The organism is Staphylococcus sp. AS1337 (genome assembly GCF_051408735.1).
GTDB classification, from domain to species: domain Bacteria; phylum Bacillota; class Bacilli; order Staphylococcales; family Staphylococcaceae; genus Staphylococcus; species Staphylococcus xylosus_B.
Map to the genome: position 1 here is coordinate 47,139 of NZ_JBOIHZ010000002.1, position 24,941 is coordinate 72,079.

Below are 24,941 nucleotides of genomic sequence, written 5' to 3' on the forward strand. Positions count from 1 at the left end.
TATGACAAAAGTGCTAATAAATGAAAAACTTGTGGACGAGCAAGATGCAAATGTACCGTATAATGATAGAGGTTATGTCTTTGGTGATGGCATTTATGAATATATAAGAGTTTATGATAATAATGTTTTTACAGCTAAAGAACATTTTGAAAGATTACTACGCAGTGCTAAAGAAATCGGTCTGGAACTAAAATACAATGTAGACGAATTGACGGAATTGATTCAGGAATTGTTATCTACAAACAACGTCGTTAATGGCGGTGTCTATATCCAGGTAACTCGTGGTGCTGCCCCACGTGATCATGCATTCCCTACACCATCAGTAGAGGCAAACATTATGGCATTTACGAAGTCATATGATCGCCCATACAAATTGCTTGAAGAAGGCATTAATGCTACTACAATTGAAGATATCCGTTGGTTAAGATGTGATATTAAAAGTTTGAATTTATTAGGAAATGTATTAGCTAAAGAATACGCAACAAAATATAACGCTCAAGAAGCAATTCAACACCGTGGTGATATCGTCACAGAAGGTTCTTCTAGTAATGTGTATGCGATTAAAAACGGTGAGATATACACACATCCAGTAAATAATTATATATTAAATGGTATAACACGTATGGTTATCAAATCAGTTGCTGAAGATAAAGGTATACCTTTTAATGAAGAAGTATTTACATTGGATTTCTTAAAAAATGCAGACGAAATCATTGTGTCTAGTACATCAATAGAAGTCATGCCTGTCGTTAAATTGGATGGAGAAAATGTAGGTGATGGTGAAGTAGGTAGTATTACGAAATCATTGCAAGAAGGATTTAATAGATACATTGACACACATAGTTAATATTTTCCATAAATGGATATAAAATGTCACATAAATTACGTTGAAATTATGTTATAATGCTAACTGAGCCATTTAAGAGATTTCAATATAAAATTGAAAGTAAAATGTATCTTTTTGTTTCTCATTTTTGGTTGAAATTCAACCTCAAACATTATAAAATCTTTTATGAGTCTTGAAATTGACCGTAATAAATTTAAGAAAAAAAGATATAGAAATATTAAAATAGTACTTTGTTTGAGATTGATTTATGGTATGATGTAAAAGTTGCTATAATTTGAAACTCGGTACTGTTATTAAATAACTTAACTTGAATCACATGGGACATTGTGTCAGTCATAAAACTTGAGGCGACATAAATTTGGGTTGAAGTTTAAAATATTGTAATAGAAAATGATTATATATGGCTCTCGAAATCTGTTTTCTTGAGCCATTTTCTAATTGAAAGTGAGGTGAACGTGTTGGAGCAGTTTTATCAATTGGGATGGACGCTCGATTCAGCAGGCGGTGCATCTGGTGAGGCATATATGGCTGAACAAGATGGGCAAAAGTTATTCCTAAAAAGAAATTCAAACCCATTTATTGCGGCATTATCGGCCGAAGGTATTGTACCAAAATTAGTGTGGACAAAACGCATAGAAACTGGTGAAGTGGTAACCGCGCAACATTGGAAAAATGGTAGAGAACTTACTTTCAACGAAATGCACGAACAACGGGTAGCCAATTTATTGAAAAAGATTCATAGTTCTAAAACATTACTTAATATGTTAAAACGTATGGAAATGGAGCCAATCACTCCTGATATTCTACTAAACAAGATTAATGCTTCTTTATCACGAGAAGTTTTAACGCATCATGTTGTTAGAAAAGCTTTAACTTATCTTGAAGAGCATATGCCAAACTTGGATCCTCGTTTCTTTACAGTAGTCCATGGTGATGTTAATCACAATAACTGGCTATTGTCGGATCATGATGAATTATATCTAGTTGATTGGGAAGGCGCGATGATTGCTGATCCAGCGATTGATTTAGGTATGCTGCTATACAATTACGTTCCAGAAAAGAAATGGCCTCAGTGGTTAAACGTTTATGGTACGAAAGATTCAATGGATTTACAAAAGCGTATGAAATGGTACACAGTAGTACAATCTATTGGTATGGTACAGTGGTATGAAGAACAAAAACGTTATAAAGACATGAATATGTGGCTTAAATTTTTAAATGAAGTTATGAATAACAATGCATTTATATAAGGAGTTATCAAAATGAGAATGCGCTACAAGCCGTGGGCTGAAGACTACTTAAAAAAAGAACCGAATATAGTGGATCTCGACGGTAGTCATGCAGGGCAAATCAGTGATTGGTTTGATAATGATCAACCGATTTATATTGAAATAGGTTCAGGAATGGGACAGTTTATAACTACGCTTGCTGCACAAAATCCTGAAATTAATTTTATTTCAATGGAACGGGAAAAAAGTGTAATGGTTAAAGTTCTAGATAAAGTATTAGATCAAGGTTTAACTAATATTAAACTCATATGTAACGATGCTATAGAACTTAATGAATATTTTAAAGATGAAGAAATTTCACGCATCTATTTAAATTTTTCAGATCCATGGCCAAAGAAAAGACATACTAAACGTCGATTGACTTATCATACTTATTTAGCTTTGTATAAACAAGTATTAAAAAAAGACGGAGAACTTCATTTCAAAACTGATAATCGAGGACTATTTGCATATAGTTTAGAAAGTATGTCGCAATTTGGTATGTATTTCACCAAAATTAATTTGAATTTGCATCAAGAAGATGTTGAAACTAACATAGAGACAGAATATGAAAGAAAGTTTTCTGATAAAGGTTCTAGAATTTATCGGATGGAAGCCAAATTCCATTAATTTAATAAAACCATTCCAATTGATAGGGCAAAGCCTTATCAATTTTTTTATGCTATTGTAATGTACTTTTGCATTAAATAATGAGAGGAAAGTGCTTAACATGCTTGATAGTGCATTATTTTACGTAATAGTTTGTTTGTATTAATATAAAAGATAATGAGTAACAAAGGTTTATAGGATACTGAGGAGGAATTAATTTATGAAATTAGGAGATTTTAGCGTACATTATTTAAACGGGGGTATTACAAATATTGATGGAGGGGCCATGTTTGGTGTTGTACCTCGAGTTTTATGGACAAAAAAATACGAAGTGAATGATAAGAATCAAATTCCTTTACCTACGCATCCAATATTAATACAAACTGGTGATAAAAATGTCATTATAGATACCGGTATTGGATTTGGTAAATTAACAGATAAAGAACGTAGAAATTTTGGTGCAGAATACGAAAGTCATATTAATGATGATTTAGAAGCATTGGATATGACAACAAAGGATATTGATTATGTGTTAATGACACATATGCATTTTGACCATGCTGCAGGCTTAACTGATGATGAAGGACATGCGATTTTTGAAAATGCTATTCATATCATTCAGCAAGACGAGTGGCATGAATTTCAAAGCCCGAACTTGAGAAGTAAATCAACTTATTGGACGAAAAATAACGGTGATTTCCAAAGAAAATTATTGCTATTTGATGAAAAAATGGAAGTTTTACCAGGTATTAACATCATGCATACTGGGGGACATAGCTTTGGTCATTCTATTATTACGATAGAGAGTGAAGGTGAAAAAGCTATTCACATGGGAGACATATTCCCAACAATTGCTCATAGAAACCCGTTGTGGGTAACTGCCTATGATGACTATCCTATGCAGTCAATAAGAGAGAAAGAACGCTTGATTCCAAATTATATTTTAAATGATTACTGGTTCTTGTATTATCATGATGTGAATTATTTTGCAGTGAAATTTGATAAACAGAGTATGACAGAAATTGAAACATTTATTTCTAGAGATTAAAAAAGGTTAAAGTTATGAATTTAAGCTTCGGAGTTAAAATATGAATTAAGAAATATATGTGTATATTTCTTGAGCATAATCCATTTTAATTCTTCGACTTCAATTATGTATATAGTTTTTGTGATATGAAGCAATCTCAGCTCACATCTAATAGATGAAGCGTATGCTCATACTATATACATTTTACGTTCATAACTTTAACCTTCTATCATTCACATTCAATAATATTAATGATTTCTCCACTATTTGCATCTACAAAAAAATCATATGAAGTAAGTGACCCATTGTTTTGGGTAGTAATACCTCCTTGATAAACAAGCGTAGTATCACTAGTGTTTTTATAAGTAATTGGTTCATGCAATATGTATGAGCCTATAACATTCATAAAATAGGTTCTAACTTCAGAAATGATTTTTTCTGGATCTTGATATTGTTGATGCTTGCGGCGAGTATAAAAATAAATAGATCCGACAATAGTTGTCAGCGTAATAATTAAGATGATGAACCTATTTTTTTTATTCAACATAACACAATCTACCCCCAATAAAGTCATATTTATAGTTTACCATAATGAAGATGATATAATAAATCTTAAGGAGTGAGACACGTTGGATATAAACAATAATAAAACATTAACAAGAATGAAAATATTAACAGAATTACATGGTGCACCTGGTTTTGAAGATGATGTAAAATCATATATGGAATCTGAAATGGCGCCTTTTGTAGATGAATTTATTTATAATCGAATGGGCGGCTTTTACGGAGTGAAACGCTCGAAAAAATCTAATGCTAAACGTATAATGGTTGCTGCTCACATGGATGAAATTGGTTTTATGGTGACTAATGTAACAAGCAACGGTATGCTACAGTTTACCAACTTAGGTGGCGTCGCCAATGACATATGGCAAGGCCAAAGGCTTAAAGTAAAGTCACGTCAAGGTGAAGAAATCAGTGGTGTTGTTGCAAATATACCTAAACACTTTAGGTCAGGCAATGAAGGTGCTCCTAAAATTGAAGATTTGTTGTTAGACATTGGTTCACAGAATTGTGAGGAAGTAGCGCAACGAGGTATTGAGATTGGTGATAGTATTGTTCCTGATACTACTTTCACGCAATTATCTGAATTCAGATATGCTAGTAAAGCTTGGGATAATCGTTATGGTTGTTTAATTGGTATCGAATTATTAGAATTACTAAAAGATATAGAATTGGATTTTGATTTGTATGTAGGTGCTAACGTACAAGAGGAAGTAGGACTACGAGGCGCAAGAGCTTCTGCCGAACTCATTGATCCTGATGTAGCATTTGTTGTCGATTGTTCTCCAGCAAACGATATGAAAGGCAAGCAAAACTTGTCAGGTGAATTAGGGGAAGGCACTTTAATTAGAATTAAAGATGGCACGATGCTACTAAAACCAACATTTAGAGATTATTTACTTTCGCTTGCTAAAGAGTTTGGTATAGCTCACCAATATTATGTTTCGCCAGGCGGAACAGACGGCGGAGAAATTCACAAAGCTAAGATAGGTATTCCTACAGCAGTCATTGGCGTTTGTGCACGATACATCCATAGTACAAATGCAGTTTTTGATATTAGAGATTATGAAGCTGCAAGAAAATTATTATTGGAGAGTATAACGCACTTAAACCAAGAAGAAATTGAAATATTACAATATAAATAACATAGGAGTGGTATGATGAAGCATTTAGAAAGTGAACAACAGTTTGAGCAATTAAAAAATGAAAAAACTGTATTTTTATTTACTGCAGACTGGTGTCCTGACTGTAAAATTATTGAACCAGAACTCCCTCAAATTGAAGAGAAATTTATTGAATATAAATTTATATCAGTAGATAGAGACAAATTTATTGATTTATGTGTTGAGCATGGCATCATGGGTATACCAAGTTTCCTTGTGTTTAGTGCTGGTCAACAAATTGGTAGCTATATTGGTAAAGAGCGCAAATCAATTGAACAAATTGATGCATTTTTATCTTCGTTATAAGTCAAGTCATTTTGTAGAGAAACCAAGACCAATTTATAAAAATATATACCCTTAGAACTTACATTTTTTCTGTTCCTAAGGGTACTTTTATTGTAAACTAGAACAAGGCACGTTAATAGGAGTGTTAAACATGAATGTCTTTCAAATGAGAGATAAATTAAAAGGTCGATTGAACCATCTAGACGTTAAATTTAGTTTTAATCGTGACGAAGAAACATTACGTATATCTAGATTAGATAATGATAAAGGTGTTACTGTTAAACTCTCTCAGATTGTAGCTAAATATAAATCTCAAAAAGAAAAAATAGTTGATGAGATTGTCTATTATGTGGAGGAAGCTGTAGCACAAATGAATGACGCGGCATTATCTAATACTGATGACATTAAAGTAATGCCAGTGTTAAGATCGCCAAGCTTTGATAAGAAGGACAAAAGCGGAAATGCATTTGTTATAGATGAACATACTGCAGAAACTAATATATACTATGCGATGGATTTAGGTAAGTCTTATCGTCTAATTGATGAAACAATACTAGAACAAATGAATCTCACTAAACAACAATTAAAAGAGATGGCGTTATTTAACGTAAGAAAATTAGAAAATAAATATACGACTGATGAAGTAAAGGGTAATATATTCTATTTTGTTAATACCAATGATGGTTATGATGCTAGTAGAGTATTAAACACTTCATTTTTAAATAATATACAAGAACAATGCGAAGGCGAAATGTTAGTAGCGGTGCCACATCAGGATGTATTAATCATAGCTGATATAAGAAATAAAACAGGTTATGATGTGATGGCACATTTAACTATGGAGTTTTTCACAAATGGTTTAGTGCCAATTACTTCACTATCTTTAGGATATGATAAAGGACATTTTGAACCTATTTTCATTTTAGGTAAAAATAATAAACAAAAAAGAGATCCAAATGTAATCCAAAGATTAGAAGCTACAAGAAAACAATATGAAAATAAAGATAAGAAGTAAGGAGTAAATTTAATGAATCTTTTTTATAATAAACAAGCAGTAGGAGATGTAGCATTTTTACAAATAGAGCCCGCTAACGGTGAATTTAACTATGAATATAAAGGTGATGTCGTCGAAATACAACATGAAAATAAAGTTGTAGGATTTAATATATTTAATGCCTCACAAAAATCATCTATAGATGGTAACGGCCACGTTAAATTAAATGAAACATTAGTTGATGAATTACAAACTGCTATTGAAGAAGCTGGATTCACTTATAAGTTAGATACAGATTTTTCACCTAAATTTGTAGTAGGTTATGTTGAGACAAAAGAAAAACATCCAGATGCTGATAAATTAAGTGTATTGAGTGTTGATGTTGCCACTGAAAAATTACAAATTGTTTGCGGTGCAGCTAATATTGAAGCAGGACAAAAGGTTGTTGTAGCGAAAGTTGGAGCTGTTATGCCTAGCGGTATGGTAATTAAAGATGCTGAACTAAGAGGAGTTGCATCAAGTGGCATGATATGTTCAATGAAAGAGTTAGACTTACCAAACGCACCACAAGAAAAAGGTATTATGGTCTTATCTGATGATTACACAGTAGGTCAAGCATTTTTTGAAGAATAAAAGGAGGTAATGTGCGTATGAGCTGGTTCGACAAGTTATTTGGAGAAGATAATGACTCAAGTGAAGATTATCTTAATAAAAGAAGCCAACGACGTCAAAAAGCTACACAACAAGAAGACCAAGATTCATTACTTCCTCAGAACAATGATGTTTATGAAAGGCCTAAAGGAAAGTTTAGATTTCCAATGCGTATTTTGGAAGAAGCAAATGAAACAAATAACGTAAATAACGATGCAAATGTAGACAACTCGAATACTGAAGCTAATGATAACCATACTTATCGCAAGAATGACGATAATATAAGTGTTAATCACAAACAAAGAAGACGTAGACATATGTATGAAAATGACGTTTCTAACAATGAGGATTCGCAACGTACAGAACAAAATAACACACGTGACGAAGTAGTTTCTGAACCAAAAAGTGAACAGAGAAGTCACAAAGGTAAAAGAATGAGAATTCAGACGGATGTTTTACGCGCAAATGCGACTTCAAAACATAAAACTAATACACCTAGTTACCATCAAAGTGATTTTAAAGCGAGTGAAGTTCCTTCTGCGATTTTTGGTACAAAAAAACCTAGTCCACTAGTTAATGGCGTTATAAAACAGAATCAGCAGTCTGAAACTGACTCAAATGACGATAAAGTTAGTTTGGAATTTGATAATACGGATCAGCACGATTCTCATAATTCGAGTTCAGATGATACGACATATTATAACGATCAATATGTCGATGATCTTACTAAAGATAATAATGCTGTGGAATCTTCATCAACTATTGAACAAACAGAAGATAGTGAAAGTGAAGAAGAAAAAACACAAAATAACTCGTTTGATGCAACAGAGATAGCTAAACAAGAACCTCTTGCTAAGCGTGCAAAAATTGATAATACAATTAATATTGAAAACATATATGCTTCACAAATTGTTGAAGAAATACGTCGTGAACGTGAAAGAAAAGTGCTTCAAAAGCGACAATTTAAAAAAGCATTACAACAAAAACGTCATGAACATCAAGAGAACCAAGAAGATAGTATACAAAAAGCAATCGATGAAATGTATGCAAAACAAGCTCAAAACTACATAGGTGAAAGCTCGTTAGATGCTGAAGATCAAACGACAAATGCTACTGAAATTGATTCGGAAGCATCAGTTCAAGACGCTCCAAATCCTAACGTTACGCAAAATACATCTGACAATCAGCATGAAGAGGAAATTGACTCAACGTATAATTACGAAGAAATTAATTTAGATAATATTCGTGATATACATACAATCAATGACGAATATGTAAATATTGATACTGAAATACAGACAGACAAAAGTGTTACAGAACCTCAAGCAATCGAAGATGATATGTCAGAAGATAAGGATGAAAATGTATCTTACGATTTAACCAATACGCATGACGATACGTCTACAGATGAGGTATTTAACTCACAATCTAATGAAAGTCTTAATAAAGATACAACGGAAATACAATCAGAAACAGAAGCAAGTCAAAACGCAGAAACTGTAGATAATGACATAGCTGATGCGAATTACAGAGAGTTAGCAGATAATGGCACGAGTGAATTAATTTCATCAAATAATGAGCCTTTACATTCAAATGAAAATGTAGAAACATCACAAGTGTCTGAATCCGAAGAAATGGTAAACGGGTCTATTGAATCTGCTAATCCATCGTTATCAGCTGAAGGTGATAACGAAGACTCAAACCTATCTCATTCTGAAGAAAATGCAGTAGATGATATAGACGTTAGTCTTTCAAAAGTAGCTCATGATGATAAAGATATTTCACAAGATAAAGTTTCAGAAGAACAAGAAACAAATAATACAGTAGATTCAAAAGTTGATACAGGTAAAGCAACACATCGTGACCAGTCAACTCAAGCCAAATCAGCTAATAAAAAAGGGAGTAAACCTTTCAATGTTGTCATGACACCTTCAGATAAAAAACGTATGCTAGATACAAGAAAAGCACAGAATCAAAATCGAGCTAGTTCAAATATAGAATATGCGACAGAGCATACAACTGAACGTGCAACAAACGATAATACTACTGAACTTAAGACGACAGAGCAACAGACACATACAGATCATACGGTTTCTTCAGAACATAAAAACAAAGGTGTGACAAACGAATCAGATAATGTTCAATACGGCTCTGCAAAAAGTGATCTAAATAATACGTCAGATACTGAAGATGCAACATTAACTGATGAAACGTCAACAAATGCAACGGAACATAAATATGTTGAAGCTAAAACAGCAAATAGTAACAACCAACAATCTGATAAATCAGGTGCGTCTATAGATAGCAATGTTGTTAGCAACCATCAGTCAGTTAATCCAAATGAGGACACTGGACAATCTGTCCAAGAACCATTACTAAAACCAGAACCTACCTCACAGCAAGGTGCTACAAAATCATCAAATGAGAATGAAAATAAAACAACTATACGTCGAGGACCAAATATTAAATTACCGAGTGTAGAATTATTAGAAGCACCTAAACAACATGAAGTAGATGAGTCTTGGATAGAGGATAAAAAACAAGAGTTAAATGAAGCTTTCTATTATTTTAATGTACCAGCGGAGGTACAGAACGTAACAGAAGGACCAAGTGTGACACGTTTTGAATTATCTGTTGAAAAAGGCGTGAAAGTTTCAAGAATCACTGCTTTGCAAGATGATATTAAGATGGCATTAGCTGCTAAGGATATTCGTATTGAAGCACCAATAGCCGGTACAAGTTTAGTTGGTATAGAAGTACCAAACCAAAATTCAACAACAGTAAATTTACGTTCAATTATTGAAGAGCCCGCATTTAAAAATTCAGAATCTAAGTTAACTGTAGCCATGGGTCTTAGAATTAACAATGAACCGTTATTGATGGATATATCCAAAACACCACACGCTTTAATAGCTGGTGCTACAGGTTCTGGTAAATCAGTATGTATAAATAGTATCTTAATGTCTTTATTATATAAAAATCATCCAGAAGAATTAAAATTACTTTTAATCGATCCAAAAATGGTTGAATTGGCTCCATATAATGATTTACCACATTTAGTTTCACCAGTTATTACAGATGTAAAAGCAGCTACACAAAGTTTGAAATGGGCTGTTGAAGAGATGGAAAGACGTTACAAAGTCTTTGCTAAATATCATGTAAGAAATATAACCGCTTATAATAAGAAAGCAACATATGAGGATAGAATGCCGAAAATTGTTATAGTTATAGATGAGTTAGCAGATTTAATGATGATGGCACCACAAGAAGTCGAGCAATCGATTGCGCGTATAGCACAAAAAGCACGTGCATGTGGCATTCATATGTTAGTTGCAACGCAAAGACCATCTGTCAATGTAATAACAGGTTTAATCAAAGCAAATATTCCAACAAGAGTTGCATTTATGGTATCGTCAAGTGTTGATTCCCGTACCATATTAGATAGTGGTGGTGCAGAACGCTTACTTGGATATGGTGATATGCTTTATCTCGGAAGTGGAATGAATAAACCAATACGCGTTCAAGGAACCTTTGTATCTGATGAAGAAATTGATGATGTAGTTGATTTTATTAAAGAACAAAGAGAACCAGAGTATTTGTTTGAAGAAAAAGAATTATTAAAGAAAACTGAAAGTCAACCGCAGGATGATTTATTCGATGATGTGTGTCAATTTATGTTGAATGAGGGACATATTTCAACTTCATTAATACAACGACATTTCCAGATTGGTTACAATCGTGCAGCCAGAATAGTTGATCAATTAGAACAACTAGGTTATGTTTCGGGAGCTAATGGTTCAAAACCAAGAGATGTATACATTACAGAATCAGATTTAAATGAGAATTAATATAGAGATAAAGGAGTGTTTTTATGACACATTATCATTTTGTTGGCATAAAAGGTGCCGGTATGAGTTCATTAGCACAAATCATGCGTGATCTTGGAAATGAAGTTCAAGGTTCAGATATTCAAAACTATGTTTTTACAGAAGTAGCTTTAAAAAATAATGGTATCAAAATTTTACCTTTCAATGCAGATAATATAAAAGAAGATATGGTCATCGTACAAGGTAATGCCTTTCCAGACACACATGAGGAAATTGTACGTGCACATGAATTAAAAGTTGAAGTTATTCGCTATCATGACTTCTTAGGTCATATTATCAATCAATATACGTCTGTAGCGGTTACAGGTGCACATGGTAAGACATCTACTACAGGTCTATTATCACACGTTATGAATGGTGATAAAAAGACATCATTCCTAATCGGTGATGGTACTGGCTTAGGTATACCAGCAAGTGATTATTTCGCATTCGAAGCTTGTGAATACCGTAGACATTTCTTAAGTTATCATCCAGATTATGCGATTATGACAAATATAGATTTTGATCATCCGGACTATTTTAAAGATGTTGATGATGTATTTAACGCGTTCCAAGAAATGGCGCAGAACGTGAAAAAGGCTATTATTGCATGGGGCGACGATGAGCATTTACGAAAAATTGAAGCTGACGTACCAGTTTACTATTATGGTTTTTCTAAAGATGACGATGTTTATGCAGATAACTTAAAAATTAGTGAAAAAGGTACTCAATTTGATGTTTACATTAAAAACGAATACTATGACACATTCCTTTCACCACAATTTGGCGATCATAACATTCTAAATGGTCTTGCTGTAATTACAATTAGCTATTTAGAGAGCCTAAACGTAGATAATATCAAAGCTGCGTTAGAAACGTTTGGTGGCGTGAAAAGAAGGTTCAACGAGACAAAAATTGGAAATCAAGTGTTAGTTGATGATTATGCGCACCACCCTAGAGAAATTAGTGCTACAATTGAAACAGCGAGAAAGAAATACCCTAATAAAGATGTTATCGCGGTTTTTCAACCTCATACTTTTAGTAGAACTCAAGCGTTTTTAGATGAATTTGCAGATTGCTTAAGTTTAGCTGATACAACATTCTTATGTGAGATTTTTGGTTCTATAAGAGAAAATACTGGTAATTTAACAATTCAAGATTTGATTCAGAGAATCGATGGCGCAAAACTAATCGATGAGGAAAGTGTAAGCATATTAGAACAATATAATAATTCAGTTATTCTATTTATGGGTGCTGGCGATATACAAAAAATTCAACGTGCTTATATGGAAAAAGTTGGTGTCACTTCGTCATTTTAATATGTTTATGTTAAAATGATGGGGGTATTTATATTAAATAACAACATATGATTAATAGGAGGCGTTTTTAATGGAATGGATTTTACCTATAGCTGGAATTATTGCGGCGATTGCATTTCTAATATTAGTAATTGGTATCGTTGTAGTATTACTTTCAGTTAAGAAGAATTTAGATCACGTTGCTAAAACACTTGATGGAGTTGAAGGGCAAATTCAAGGTATTACACGTGAATCTACAGATTTACTTCACAAAGCGAATCGCTTAACTGAAGATATTCAAGATAAATCTGATCGTTTAAATTCAGTAGTTGATGCTGTTAAAGGTATCGGTGATTCTGTACAAACTTTAAATGGTTCAGTTGATCGAGTTACAAACTCAATTACGCACAATATTTCTCAAAATGAAGATAAAATTTCTCAAGTTGTACAATGGTCAAATGTAGCAATGGAAGTTGCTGATAAATGGCAAAACAGAAGAAATCGCAGAGATAGTGCAAATTATAAAGCGAGCAGTGTAGCAAACGATACAAATCATAGCTATACTACACGTGTAGATAACAAATAATTCATATATTTAAAAAACAAATGCACTTAAATGAGGTTTGAAACTTATTTAAGTGCATTTGTTATAGGGGGCATTCAATTATGAAATACTATAATCGAGATAATTATGAAAGAAACTTAGAAAGTTATCAAGTACCAGAATATTTTACAAAAGGTGCCAGAAATGAATTTGTGTATGGATTTATTGTAGGTGCTGTGATTGGTTCAGCTTTAGGTTTAGTTTCCATTAGTAAATCTAGATCTTCTAATAAAAATGTTCCGGATAATAAAGAACAATTTAAATCGAATATTGTTGCACAAAGTGAACAAGAACAACAAGATGCTGAAAATAAATTAGCAGGGTTGAAATCAACTATTACAGAATCTCAAAAAAATAACACTGAAGTGACAGATGAAGAATTAGCAGCCCAAAAAGTTGCCATTCAAAAAGAAGTATCTGATAATGACTTAGCTAATATGTCACCTGAGGCACAAGAACAACAAGAAGCAAAAAGTGGAAATAATAATGATGATGTAGCATCCAATAATTTATCTACTGAACACATTGATCCAGATGCTAAACCAACTGAATATGAAATCAATGCTCAACAAGACGCTATAAAAGAAGAAACATCGGATAATTCAGATGCTAACACAAACTTTACAGATGACTCAGCTCAAAATGAAGGCATTAATGGTAAAACAGCTGCAGCAACTGCAGGAGGCGCTATTGCTGCAGGTGGCTTAGCAAGCGCAGCACAAAATAAAAAAGAAGCAATAAATAATGATTCAGAGGTTTCAGAAAACACTTCGAAACTGACTAATGAAGATAATAAACCAAAACAATCAGATAAAGCCGCACCAAAATTAGTAACGCAAGAAACAACTAACGAATCATCTTCTCATGATGGAGGTAAGTCTACAGCAGTGATTACTGGTACAGTTACTGCATCAGGCTTAGCATTAGCAGCTAATAACAAACAAAAAGCAATTAATAATAATCAAAGCATTGCCGAGAATACTGCTAATTTACTAGTTCCAGAGTCGCCAAAGCAAGCTAAACATCATTCTGTGCCAACTTTAATTACTCCAAATGTTGGAAATGCAGTAGAATCTACTGATAAAGTTGATAATAGTGCAGACAAAAGTAATAAAAAAGCAACAACAACAGAAATTTCAAAGCCAACAGCAGCTGAACAACGTGTTAAACAAACACATAAGACTGTAACATTTAAAGATGGTATTATTGTTCATGAAAATGCTACAAGAAATTTAAGCGAACAATCAGTTGGACAAAGTAGTGCAAAGCAAAATACTAATAATTCATCCACTAAATCAAATGATGGTATTATTAACCATGATGAAGCGCAGACTACTGAAAAAAAGACAAAACCAACTAAAAGTAAATCAACTAAAAAAACGTATACTAAAAACAGACCACAAATGAATAAGACAGAAAAAGCTGAAAGTAAAATTGATAAAAGAACATTCAATGATTAATTTAATCAATAACAGGATCCAAGACATAATAATTGTTTTGGATCCTTTTTGTTTATGTTATTTGAAGCAACGATTAGATTATTAATCAATTAATTCTTTGTAATTGATATATCCATAAATTCATTTCTATACATGCTTGCTTTTCGCTTTTACTTTCTTGTGGAATGTTAAATTTTATACATAGAATATTTAAATTGCTATTATGAAGAAATATTGAAAAACATATAATAGTGTAAAAAAGGCCTAGATATTGACTGAAAATTCAGTTATCATTAATGTTATTCACTTTTAAAGTGATTTTTTTCAATCGCTACTTGAACTTCTAAGTAGTTATTGTTAGAATAACGTTTAACATATATTTTATCGCTTTAAAGCAGAATAAAATATCGCTTTTTAAATTTTTCATAGAGGTGAATAAAAATGACAGACAAATTAAAAGAATACAGAGATGAGATAGTTGAGATTAATGAAGAGATTTTAGGGCTATTATCTAAAAGAGGTAAAATAGCACAAAAAATAGGCGAGGAAAAACGCAAACAGGGCACACTTGTATATGATCCTCAACGTGAAAAAGAAATGATTAATCAATTATTAGATAAGAACGAAGGACCATTTAATGACAATGTAATCAAACAATTATTTAAAGAAATTTTTAAAGCCTCTACTGATTTGCAAAAATCTGAAAATGAAAAACACTTATATGTATCTAGAAAATTAAAACCAGAAGATACTATTGTTCAATTTGATAATGGAGGTATTATTGGAGATGGCAACAAATCATTTGTATTTGGACCATGTTCAGTAGAATCTCAAGAGCAAGTTGATGCCGTTGCAGCTAATTTACAAGCTAGAGGAGAAAAATTCATTAGAGGTGGGGCATTTAAACCGCGTACATCTCCATATGATTTCCAAGGATTAGGTGTTGAAGGTCTAAAAATACTTAAAAATACTAAAGATAAATACGGCTTAAATGTCGTAAGTGAAATAGTTAACCCAGCAGACTTTGAAGTAGCTGATGAATACTTAGATGTATTCCAAATTGGTGCACGTAACATGCAAAACTTTGAATTGCTTAAAGAAGCAGGTCGTTCAAACAAACCTATATTATTAAAACGTGGCTTATCAGCTACAATTGAAGAATTTATATATGCAGCTGAATATATCGCTTCACAAGGTAATGAAAATATTATCTTATGTGAACGAGGCATCCGCACATATGAAAAAGCAACAAGAAATACTTTAGATATTTCTGCTGTACCAATCTTAAAACAAGGTACACACTTACCAGTAATGGTTGATGTTACGCACAGTACTGGACGTAAAGATATCATGATTCCAACGGCAAAAGCCGGCTTAGCAGTTGGCGCTGACGGCATTATGGCTGAAGTACATCCTGATCCATCTGTTGCATTAAGTGATAGTGGACAACAAATGGACTTCAATGAATTTGATAAATTCTACAATGAAATTAAACCACTTGCAGATATGTACAACAGCAAAAAACTTAAATAATAGTTGCAAAGTTTGAGGCAACATTGCTATATAAGGCTGGGACAAATTTAATTGTCTCAGCCTTAATCATTATATTGAGATAGCGAGGGTTCTACTCAACCTTCAGGCATGATTAATCTTTTTTATCTATTTTAAAGGTAAGATGACGTAATCTTTTTAAATAAATTAGATTTCTGTCCCACTCTTTTGGCATTTTAACAATAATATGAGATTATCTTTGAGCATAATTTATTTTCAGACATTACATTCAATATCAGTTTATATTTAAAATTGAGTAGTATTTTTATATCTTTAATTCTATCTAATTAGATTATAATGAAAATTTAAAGCGAGTAATATAAGCGGGGTTTTTAATACTATGGAATAAAAAACATTATAACAATTAAAACAAAATGATTTTACATTTTCTAAAAATGTGGTAAACTTTGAAAATGTTATGAAAACAGATTATAATAATAAAGAAATCGCTTTCAAGGAGGAAAATATGACTGTTACAATATATGATGTAGCTAGAGAAGCTAGAGTTTCTATGGCAACCGTTTCTCGTGTAGTTAATGGCAACCAAAATGTTAAGCCTGAAACACGTGACAAAGTAAACGAAGTTATTAAGAAGTTAAACTATCGTCCAAATGCAGTAGCAAGAGGATTAGCAAGTAAACGTACAACAACAGTTGGCGTTATTATTCCAGATATCTCAAATGTGTATTATTCACAATTAGCACGTGGTTTAGAAGATATCGCAACAATGTATAAATACCATTCTATTATTTCAAATTCTGATAATGACCCAAGTAAGGAAAAAGAAATTTTTAATAATCTGTTAAGTAAACAAGTGGATGGTATCATTTTCTTAGGAGGTACAATCTCTGAGGAAATAAAAGATTTAATTAATAAATCTTCAGTACCAGTAGTTGTTTCAGGTACTAATGGTAAAGATGAAGGCATCTCATCAGTTAATATTGATTTTGAAGCTGCTGCTAAAGAAATAACAGAACACTTAATCGAAAAAGGTGCTAAATCATTTGCCTTTGTAGGTGGAGATTATTCTAAGAAAGCACAAGAAGATGTTTTAGTAGGATTAAAAGATGTATTAGTTCAACATAAATTAAAATTAGACGAACAATTAATCTTTAATGGAAATGAAACCTATAAAGATGGGTTACGTGCGTTTGAATCATTAGCGACTGCAAAACCGGATGCAATCTTATCAATCAGTGATGAACAAGCTATTGGATTGGTGCATGCTGCTCAAGATGCTGGCGTAAGTGTTCCAGATGATTTACAAATTGTTAGCTTTAATAATACAAGACTTGTTGAAATGGTTAGACCACAACTTTCTAGTGTTATTCAGCCGTTGTATGACATAGGTGCAGTTGGTATGAGATTACTTACAAAATATATGAATGAAGAAGATATCGATGAGCCTAATGTAATTTTACCTCACAGAATTGAATATAGAGGTACTACAAAATAATTTATATATTTATTTGTATCAAAATGGGAGTGGGGCCATAAATCTCATTCTTCAAAATCAGAGAGTTAATCCATAATTGGTTAGCTCTTTTTTATTTGAAATTTTGCGATTAGGTTACCTACTTGCTAGGATATAGTATAGTATGGTTCGACCTTGTATAACTTTACACATACAATTACTCCGAACAATAGGCATGTTACAAAACTGCTACAAAATTTCATGAAAATAAAGAATGCATCAATTTCTATTAAAAATTATAGAAATTGATGCTTATTTTATGCTCAGAAATTTTTACGTTTCAACTTGATTATTACAACCTTATTCAAACCAGTTCAATACTTTTTGAGCCTGTTTCATATTAATCTCACTTATTTCTTTTCTTCTAGGTATTTCTATATAATTCTCTTTATCATCATTCCAATTGGTAGGTAAAGCACAAGTAGCATAAGGTTGCCATTTGCTAAGCCATCGTTCTGGAAGATTACCTGTTGGGGGTTGTTCTCCTATCAATGCTAAAAATACATGAGACCATGCACGTGGCACAACTTTCCATATATTATAGCCACCGCCACCAAACATAATAACCTTACCTTGTGTATATGTATCAGCTAGTGATTTGATAATGTATGGTATTTCATAAAGTGTATTCAATGTGCAGCTCATATGTGTAAGTGGGTCAAGATAATGTATATCCACACCATGTACACTTACAATAATATCCGGTTTGAATGATGCTACGACGGGTTCAATGGTTTGTTTAAAAACATCTAAAAAGGACCGATCTTCAGTATAAGGTTCTAACGGTATATTAACCGTATAGCCAAATCCTTTTTCGGCGCCACGCTCTGTATAATGACCTGAACCTGGAAATAAAAACTTTCCTGTTTCATGTATTGAATAGATTAGTGATTGATCATTAGTGTAGAAACTCCATTGAGTACCGTCTCCATGATGAGCATCTGTATCAATACACAGAACCCGTTGACTGTATTTTTTCATTAAATATGAAATTGTAATGGCAACATCGTTATAAATACAAAAGCCATTTGCACGCCCAGGAAGGCTATGATGTAAGCCACCACCTAAATGACAACCGTTTGTTAAGGTTCCACTCATAATTTGATCTGCTAAGTTTAATGCACCACCGACGATGCGTGCACTATGTTTATGCATCATTCTAAATTGAAGTGTATCCTCTCCATCTAAGCCATACTTTTTAGCTTCATTTTCATTTAAAATACCATGCGAAGCATGCCTTATTGCTTGTATATAATCATAGGAATGTATTAGCGATAATTCATCATCTGATGCGATTCTGGGTGCTATAAGGTGATGTCGCTTTAATTGTCCTAGTTCCATAAGTAATTCTGTTGTTAATTTTAATCTCATTTGGTTAAATGGATGTTTATTACTAAAGCGATATTGTAAAAGTTCATTAGCGTAAACATAACCTGTTGTTTGTTGCATATTACTCATATTTTTCTCCCCTTTAAAAGAAAAATCGATTCATGAATCTAATATCATCAAATGCTTGTAATTGGTCAATAGAAATTCTTGAACCGATTCTAGCCATCAAACAATTTGCTGGATGACTCGTAATTTCTGGATCGTCTGTTGCAAAAATCTCAAGGCCCCCATACCCCATAAGTTTTTGCATTAATTTTTTATATTCATATACATCGAGGCCAGAATTTTTTAAATCCCAGTGCCAATAATATTCTGTCGTTAATACAATGTAATCTTCATATTCATCTGCAGCGAGACTTACTTTAATCAATTCGCTTCCTAAATGTAAGTGCCTATAGGCTAAACTGATTTCAATTGCGCCTAATTCTATTAAGTATTCTAAATCACCGTTTGACCATCTTTCTAAAGGGTCAGGATAATGAAAAGTCACATACCCAACAATGTGTTGTTCTTTACGTAATATAAATATTCTACCTTCTTCTAATTCACTGATTTCTTTAACTGCTTCAAATTGATCTTTCGGTGGACGAAAGGCAGATAAACCTTTATCAAATGTCATTGTTTCAAGCTTTCTACATGGAATAGGGCCTTCAATGACAAACTGTCCTTCGTCTAACTGATAGGTTTGGGATTGATACGTTTTAATATGTTTCATTTTTTCACTCCAAACTACCACATGGGTATTCTATAATCAATCTTATTATTTATAGTATAAGTGATAATTGAATAAAATAACATGTAAATGAATTCGCTTACACTAATTATTTTGAAAATTTTGAAAATGTTAGTTATAATAATTTTTGAAGAGACGATTTCATTCAGAGGGGGATTTAAAATGAAAGTAGAAGTATATAAAGGGGAAAGTGGAAATTTTAACCTTCAAGACTATGAAACAGAATATAATCAATTTGATTGGAAAGAGGTAGAAAAGTCATTTTCATGGTATGAAACAGGAAATGTGAATATGGCACATGAATGTATTGATCGTCATGTAGATGAAGGTAAAGGGGAAAAAATTGCCTTACATTATAAAGATGATCAACGTAAAGAAAGTTATACTTTTAACGAAATGAAAGCAAATGCTAACAAAGCTGCAAATGTGCTTAAAAATAAAGCTAATGTTGAAAAAGGAGATCGAGTTTTTGTATTTATGCCGAGAACACCGGAACTCTATTTTGCTCTTTTTGGAACGTTAAAAATTGGTGCTATTGTCGGTCCATTATTTGAAGCGTTTATGGAAAAAGCGGTTGGCGATAGATTAGAGAATAGTGAAGCTAAAGTTATAATTACTACGAATGCATTACTACCTAGAATACCAAAAGATAAATTACCACATTTAGAAACCATTGTAGTGGTAGATGATGAAGTAGATGACGCTTACGTTGATTTTAATACTGAATTTGAGCAAGCAAGTGATCAATTTGAGACTGAATGGTTATCTTTAGATGATGGTTTAATCTTACATTACACTTCAGGTTCTACAGGACAACCAAAAGGTGTATTACATGCACAAAGAGCTATGTTATTACATTATATATCTGGTAAATATGTATTAGATTTTAAAGAAGATGATGTATATTGGTGTACTGCCGATCCAGGTTGGGTAACTGGTACATCTTATGGGATATTTAGTCCTTGGTTAAATGGTGTTACAAACTGTATTGCTGGTGGTAGATTTTCACCTGAAGCTTGGTATGGAATGATCGAAGAATTTAAAGTTACTATATGGTATACAGCGCCAACAGCATTAAGAATGTTGATGAGTGCAGGCGATGATATAATTGAAAAATTTGATTTATCATCAGTTAAAAGCATCTTATCCGTTGGTGAACCATTAAATCCTGAAGTCATCAAATGGGCTAAAGATGTCTTTGGTAAACGTGTACTAGATACATGGTGGATGACTGAAACTGGTGGACATATGATAGTGAATTATCCTTCTATGGACGTTAAGTTAGGATCTATGGGTAAACCACTACCTGGTGTAGAAGCAACAATTATTGATGACCAAGGAAATGAATTACCACCAAATAGAATGGGAAATCTTGCGATTAAAAAAGGATGGCCATCTATGATGGTTTCCATTTGGAAAAACCCAGTAAAATACGATTCTTATTTCATTGGTGATTGGTATGTATCTGGCGATTCAGCTTATAAAGACGAAGATGGATATTTTTGGTTCCAAGGACGTGTAGATGATGTAATTATGACAGCTGGAGAACGCGTAGGTCCATTTGAAGTAGAATCCAAATTAGTAGAACATGAAGCAGTAGCTGAAGCGGGCGTCATTGGTAAACCTGATCCTGTCAGAGGAGAAATTATTAAAGCGTTCGTCGCATTACGTCCTGAATATGACCAATCAGATGAATTAAAAGAAGAAATTCGTAAATTTGTTAAAGAAGGATTAGCTGCTCATGCTGCACCAAGAGAAATTGAGTTTAAAGATAAGTTACCAAAAACACGTTCAGGTAAAATCATGCGTCGTGTACTTAAAGCATGGGAGCTTGATTTACCCGAAGGTGATTTAAGTACCATGGAAGATTAAACAAAGGCTAATCCAAAAATAGAACTTGTTATTTTTGAACAGTAAGTTATATAACACTCAACCTAAACTACCTTTATATCTCTTAAACATATAAGAGATATAAAGGTAGTTTTTGAATTAGAAAACAAAATAGTGTTTATGTAATCTAAAGTTTTAATATTACACCTATGTTAGTGAAAGCGCTATCTATAAAAGTCGACAACGCAACTTAAGTTGGTTAATATAAAGTATGTAAGGATTTATTTTTGTCAGTAGTATATATGATAAATATATAGTGATTATTGATTTAAAAATTAATTTTAGAAGGGACGAATGAATTTGACATATTTATCTGATTTAGATATTGCAAATCAATCTACATTAAAACCAATTGGGGAAATTGCAAAGAAAGCTGGTATTCCAGCGGATGCATTAGAACCTTATGGTCATTACAAAGCAAAGATTGATATTAATCAAGTTCAACAAAAAAATGGTAAGGGGAAAGTAGTCTTAGTAACTGCTATGAGTCCAACGCCAGCAGGTGAAGGTAAATCAACAGTTACAGTTGGTTTATCTGATGCATTTAATCAACTTAAACAAAATGTGATGGTTGCACTACGTGAACCAGCTTTAGGGCCAACTTTTGGTATTAAAGGTGGTGCTACTGGTGGCGGATATGCTCAAGTGCTACCTATGGAAGATATCAATTTGCATTTTAATGGGGATTTTCACGCTATTACAACTGCAAATAATGCGTTATCAGCATTTATTGATAACCATATCCATCAGGGGAACGAGTTAGAAATAGATCAAAGACGTATCGAGTGGAAACGTGTATTAGATATGAATGATCGTGCATTACGCAACGTGATTGTTGGTTTAGGTGGCCCGACTCAAGGCGTACCTCGTGAAGATGGTTTCAATATTACTGTAGCTTCTGAAATCATGGCAATCCTCTGCTTAGCAAATAATATAAATGATTTGAAAGCAAAAATTAGTAATATCACAATTGGTTATACTCGTTCACGTAAACCAGTGACAGTAGCAGATTTAAAAGTTGAAGGCGCATTAGCTATGATATTAAAAGATGCGATTAAACCTAATCTTGTACAAACTATTGAAGGTACACCGGCACTTGTACATGGCGGACCATTTGCTAACATTGCTCATGGTTGTAACTCTATATTAGCTACAGAGACTGCAAGAGACTTAGCGGATATCGTTGTTACAGAAGCAGGATTTGGATCTGATTTAGGTGCAGAAAAATTCATTAATATTAAAGCACGTGAAGCAGGTTTTGAACCTTCAGCAGTTGTTGTAGTTGCAACAATCCGTGCTATTAAAATGCATGGCGGTGTAGCAAAAGATAACTTAAAAGAAGAAAATGTAGAAGCATTGAAATCCGGTATCGTTAACTTAGAACGTCATGTTAAAAATGTAAGGAAATATGGACTAGAACCAGTCGTAGCATTAAATGCATTTGTACATGATACAGATGCAGAAACAGAATTTGTACAACAATGGGCAAAAGATAATGGTGTTCATCTAGCTTTAACTGAAGTTTGGGAAAAAGGTGGCAAAGGCGGAATCGATTTAGCTAATAAGGTATTAGAAGTTATAGAACAACCGCAAACATTTAAACATTTATATGATTTAGAACAACCTTTAGAAGATAAAATCGAAACGATTGTTAAAGAAATTTATGGCGGTTCAAAAGTGACATTCAGTAGTAAAGCACAAAAACAATTACAACAATTTAAAGATAACGGTTGGGATCATTATCCAATTTGTATGGCTAAAACGCAGTATTCATTTAGTGATGATGCTACGCAATTAGGTGCACCTGAGGGTTTTGAAATTACAATCCGTGAATTAGAAGCTAAAACAGGGGCAGGATTTATTGTTGCACTAACAGGCGCAATTATGACTATGCCTGGATTACCTAAGAAACCAGCTGCTTTAAATATGGATGTGACTGATGATGGTCACGCAGTTGGTTTATTCTAAAATTAGTAACGATTGATATTGTATAAATAATGACTATAGAAAAGTATTTACGATAACTAAATTTTAATATTAACGTTAAGTATAAAATATTTTCATTTAGTTTATGATTGATAAAATTATAATGCATAAGGGAGTAGGGGTGAAATCATAGTTGATTGAATGGTTTCACCCCTACTTCCTTAAATTTAGCTGTGGTAATTTAAGTCAAAGAGCTTATTTTGATAATAAATGTTGGCGAATACTGAACCTTTCAGCTCTTTTATAATCATATTCTGTGATTTTCTCTTCTACTAACATTCGTTTTAATACATAATGTTGTCTATCCAGACCAATTTGTATATCTGCATCAGATTTTAGAGTGCCATTTTCTTCATATGGTGTATAAAAATAGGGGCTTTGTAATAAACCTACTAAATAGACCGATTCAGCAATATTTAAGTCTGATGGTGACTTTCCAAATAAACTATATGAAGCTGAAGCTATACCGGATATGTTTGAGCCATTATAATCACGTCCAAATGGTACAATATTTAAGTACGTATATATAATTTCATCTTTGGTCAATAATTTTTCAGCTCGCATTGATAGAACTAACTCATTCGCTTTTCGGTTATATGTTTTTTCGTTTGTTAGTAATTGATTCTTAACGAGTTGCTGCGTTATTGTACTGCCACCAGTGGCACTTTCAGTATTAAAAATATCTTGGGCAACTGCTCGAACCAAAGCTTTAGGTAAAATGCCATTATGTCTGAAAAACAAACTATCTTCTGAAGCTGTTAATGCTTTGATGACATTTTTGTTAACATTTTTAGGGCCAACAATTAAGGTGTTCATGGATTCGTTATACTCAGTTAAAATATGTTTATTGTCATAATCTATATCTTGGCTACCGACAATGTAAAGTAATTTAAGTTTTAAATCATCTTCAGACATATGTATTGCTTCTTTTGTGATACTCTGAAAATAAAAAACAGTAATTGCTAATATTATCACCGAGGTACATGTTAGTATCGCAAACAAGCCGATGAAAATATGTTTCAGTTTTTTATAGATGCTTTCAAATTTATCAAACCATGACGGTTGATGCTGATTTTCAACTGTTTGATGCGTCATATACAGCCTCCTCATGTATGCAATATTATAACATAAATTAACATATTGACTTTTAAATTATAGTTACTTATAATTAGTATCAATTCGATATCATTTTTTGGATAAAGGAAAAGTAACTTCTTGTGTTATCTTCAGAGAGTTAGTGGTTGTTGTGAACTAACGTTGCGCATTTTGTGAATACACCTTATTAATTAAAGTAATCCAAACGTTT

General features: G+C 32.8%; 20 protein-coding genes. 16 read left to right on the forward strand and 4 right to left on the reverse strand.

What is annotated here, in order from left to right:
• The first annotated feature begins 1 nt into the window (after position 1).
• The 4 genes from dat (at position 2) to ACSUE0_RS03010 (ending at position 3,772) form a co-directional block, all read left to right on the forward strand.
• Positions 2 to 847: a D-amino-acid transaminase gene (gene dat / locus ACSUE0_RS02995; protein ID WP_436956036.1), complete on the forward strand. Its 846-nt coding sequence runs from the start codon at positions 2 to 4 to the stop codon at positions 845 to 847.
• 458 nt (positions 848 to 1,305) lie between these two features.
• The gene (locus ACSUE0_RS03000; RefSeq protein WP_017722173.1) at positions 1,306 to 2,097 is read left to right on the forward strand and encodes a phosphotransferase family protein; all 792 of its coding nucleotides are present in this window, start codon (positions 1,306 to 1,308) and stop codon (positions 2,095 to 2,097) included.
• A gap of 12 nt (positions 2,098 to 2,109) precedes the next feature.
• A complete protein-coding gene (gene trmB / locus ACSUE0_RS03005) occupies positions 2,110 to 2,745 on the forward strand; it encodes a tRNA (guanosine(46)-N7)-methyltransferase TrmB (RefSeq protein WP_017722172.1) in 636 nt (211 codons plus the stop codon).
• A 199-nt stretch (positions 2,746 to 2,944) separates the two neighbouring features.
• On the forward strand, positions 2,945 to 3,772 hold the full coding sequence (locus ACSUE0_RS03010) for a YtnP family quorum-quenching lactonase (protein ID WP_436956039.1): 828 nt from the start codon (positions 2,945 to 2,947) through the stop codon (positions 3,770 to 3,772).
• Positions 3,773 to 3,980: 208 nt separating this feature from the next.
• Here the strand turns inward: ACSUE0_RS03010 and ACSUE0_RS03015 are convergent, their stop codons facing one another.
• Positions 3,981 to 4,298, reverse strand: coding sequence for a PepSY domain-containing protein (locus tag ACSUE0_RS03015; RefSeq protein WP_119614896.1), 318 nt, complete (start codon positions 4,296 to 4,298; stop codon positions 3,981 to 3,983).
• A 115-nt stretch (positions 4,299 to 4,413) separates the two neighbouring features.
• On the opposite strand from ACSUE0_RS03015, the gene ACSUE0_RS03020 reads away from it, so the two are divergent.
• The 10 genes from ACSUE0_RS03020 (at position 4,414) to ccpA (ending at position 17,619) form a co-directional block, all read left to right on the forward strand.
• Positions 4,414 to 5,457, forward strand: coding sequence for a M42 family metallopeptidase (locus ACSUE0_RS03020; protein ID WP_430459425.1), 1,044 nt, complete (start codon positions 4,414 to 4,416; stop codon positions 5,455 to 5,457).
• 15 nt (positions 5,458 to 5,472) lie between these two features.
• The gene (locus tag ACSUE0_RS03025) at positions 5,473 to 5,781 is read left to right on the forward strand and encodes a thioredoxin family protein (RefSeq protein ID WP_119614898.1); all 309 of its coding nucleotides are present in this window, start codon (positions 5,473 to 5,475) and stop codon (positions 5,779 to 5,781) included.
• A 130-nt stretch (positions 5,782 to 5,911) separates the two neighbouring features.
• Positions 5,912 to 6,775 (forward strand): DUF1444 domain-containing protein, encoded by an 864-nt coding sequence (locus ACSUE0_RS03030; RefSeq protein WP_119614899.1) that lies wholly within the window; start codon positions 5,912 to 5,914, stop codon positions 6,773 to 6,775.
• 12 nt (positions 6,776 to 6,787) lie between these two features.
• Positions 6,788 to 7,387, forward strand: coding sequence for a YtpR family tRNA-binding protein (gene ytpR / locus ACSUE0_RS03035; protein WP_436956042.1), 600 nt, complete (start codon positions 6,788 to 6,790; stop codon positions 7,385 to 7,387).
• 17 nt (positions 7,388 to 7,404) lie between these two features.
• Positions 7,405 to 11,253, forward strand: a complete 3,849-nt coding sequence (locus ACSUE0_RS03040; protein ID WP_436956044.1) for a DNA translocase FtsK — start codon at positions 7,405 to 7,407, stop codon at positions 11,251 to 11,253.
• A gap of 23 nt (positions 11,254 to 11,276) precedes the next feature.
• Positions 11,277 to 12,590, forward strand: coding sequence for a UDP-N-acetylmuramate--L-alanine ligase (murC, locus tag ACSUE0_RS03045; RefSeq protein WP_119614986.1), 1,314 nt, complete (start codon positions 11,277 to 11,279; stop codon positions 12,588 to 12,590).
• A 70-nt stretch (positions 12,591 to 12,660) separates the two neighbouring features.
• Positions 12,661 to 13,155, forward strand: coding sequence for a DUF948 domain-containing protein (locus tag ACSUE0_RS03050; RefSeq protein WP_017722163.1), 495 nt, complete (start codon positions 12,661 to 12,663; stop codon positions 13,153 to 13,155).
• A gap of 80 nt (positions 13,156 to 13,235) precedes the next feature.
• The gene (locus ACSUE0_RS03055) at positions 13,236 to 14,633 is read left to right on the forward strand and encodes a hypothetical protein (RefSeq protein ID WP_436956046.1); all 1,398 of its coding nucleotides are present in this window, start codon (positions 13,236 to 13,238) and stop codon (positions 14,631 to 14,633) included.
• Between the two features lie 420 nt (positions 14,634 to 15,053).
• Positions 15,054 to 16,145 carry a bifunctional 3-deoxy-7-phosphoheptulonate synthase/chorismate mutase gene (locus ACSUE0_RS03060; protein ID WP_017722161.1) on the forward strand — a complete coding sequence of 364 codons (1,092 nt, stop codon included), beginning with the start codon at positions 15,054 to 15,056 and terminating at the stop codon, positions 16,143 to 16,145.
• 484 nt (positions 16,146 to 16,629) lie between these two features.
• Positions 16,630 to 17,619, forward strand: coding sequence for a catabolite control protein A (gene ccpA, locus ACSUE0_RS03065; protein WP_107551384.1), 990 nt, complete (start codon positions 16,630 to 16,632; stop codon positions 17,617 to 17,619).
• A gap of 318 nt (positions 17,620 to 17,937) precedes the next feature.
• On the opposite strand, the gene ACSUE0_RS03070 is transcribed toward ccpA, so the two are convergent.
• Complete coding sequence (locus tag ACSUE0_RS03070; protein WP_436956048.1) at positions 17,938 to 19,095, reverse strand: acetoin utilization protein AcuC; 1,158 nt, start codon at positions 19,093 to 19,095, stop codon at positions 17,938 to 17,940.
• A gap of 13 nt (positions 19,096 to 19,108) precedes the next feature.
• Positions 19,109 to 19,741, reverse strand: a complete 633-nt coding sequence (locus ACSUE0_RS03075) for a GNAT family N-acetyltransferase (RefSeq protein WP_436956050.1) — start codon at positions 19,739 to 19,741, stop codon at positions 19,109 to 19,111.
• 180 nt (positions 19,742 to 19,921) lie between these two features.
• Between ACSUE0_RS03075 and acsA the strand changes: the two genes are divergently transcribed.
• Complete coding sequence (gene acsA, locus ACSUE0_RS03080; protein ID WP_436956052.1) at positions 19,922 to 21,631, forward strand: acetate--CoA ligase; 1,710 nt, start codon at positions 19,922 to 19,924, stop codon at positions 21,629 to 21,631.
• Positions 21,632 to 21,949: 318 nt separating this feature from the next.
• On the forward strand, positions 21,950 to 23,617 hold the full coding sequence (locus ACSUE0_RS03085; protein WP_119613496.1) for a formate--tetrahydrofolate ligase: 1,668 nt from the start codon (positions 21,950 to 21,952) through the stop codon (positions 23,615 to 23,617).
• Between the two features lie 213 nt (positions 23,618 to 23,830).
• Here ACSUE0_RS03085 and ACSUE0_RS03090 read toward each other — a convergent pair whose 3' ends face one another.
• Positions 23,831 to 24,730 carry a transglycosylase domain-containing protein gene (locus ACSUE0_RS03090; RefSeq protein ID WP_436956054.1) on the reverse strand — a complete coding sequence of 300 codons (900 nt, stop codon included), beginning with the start codon at positions 24,728 to 24,730 and terminating at the stop codon, positions 23,831 to 23,833.
• Between the last annotated feature and the right edge of the window lie 211 nt (positions 24,731 to 24,941).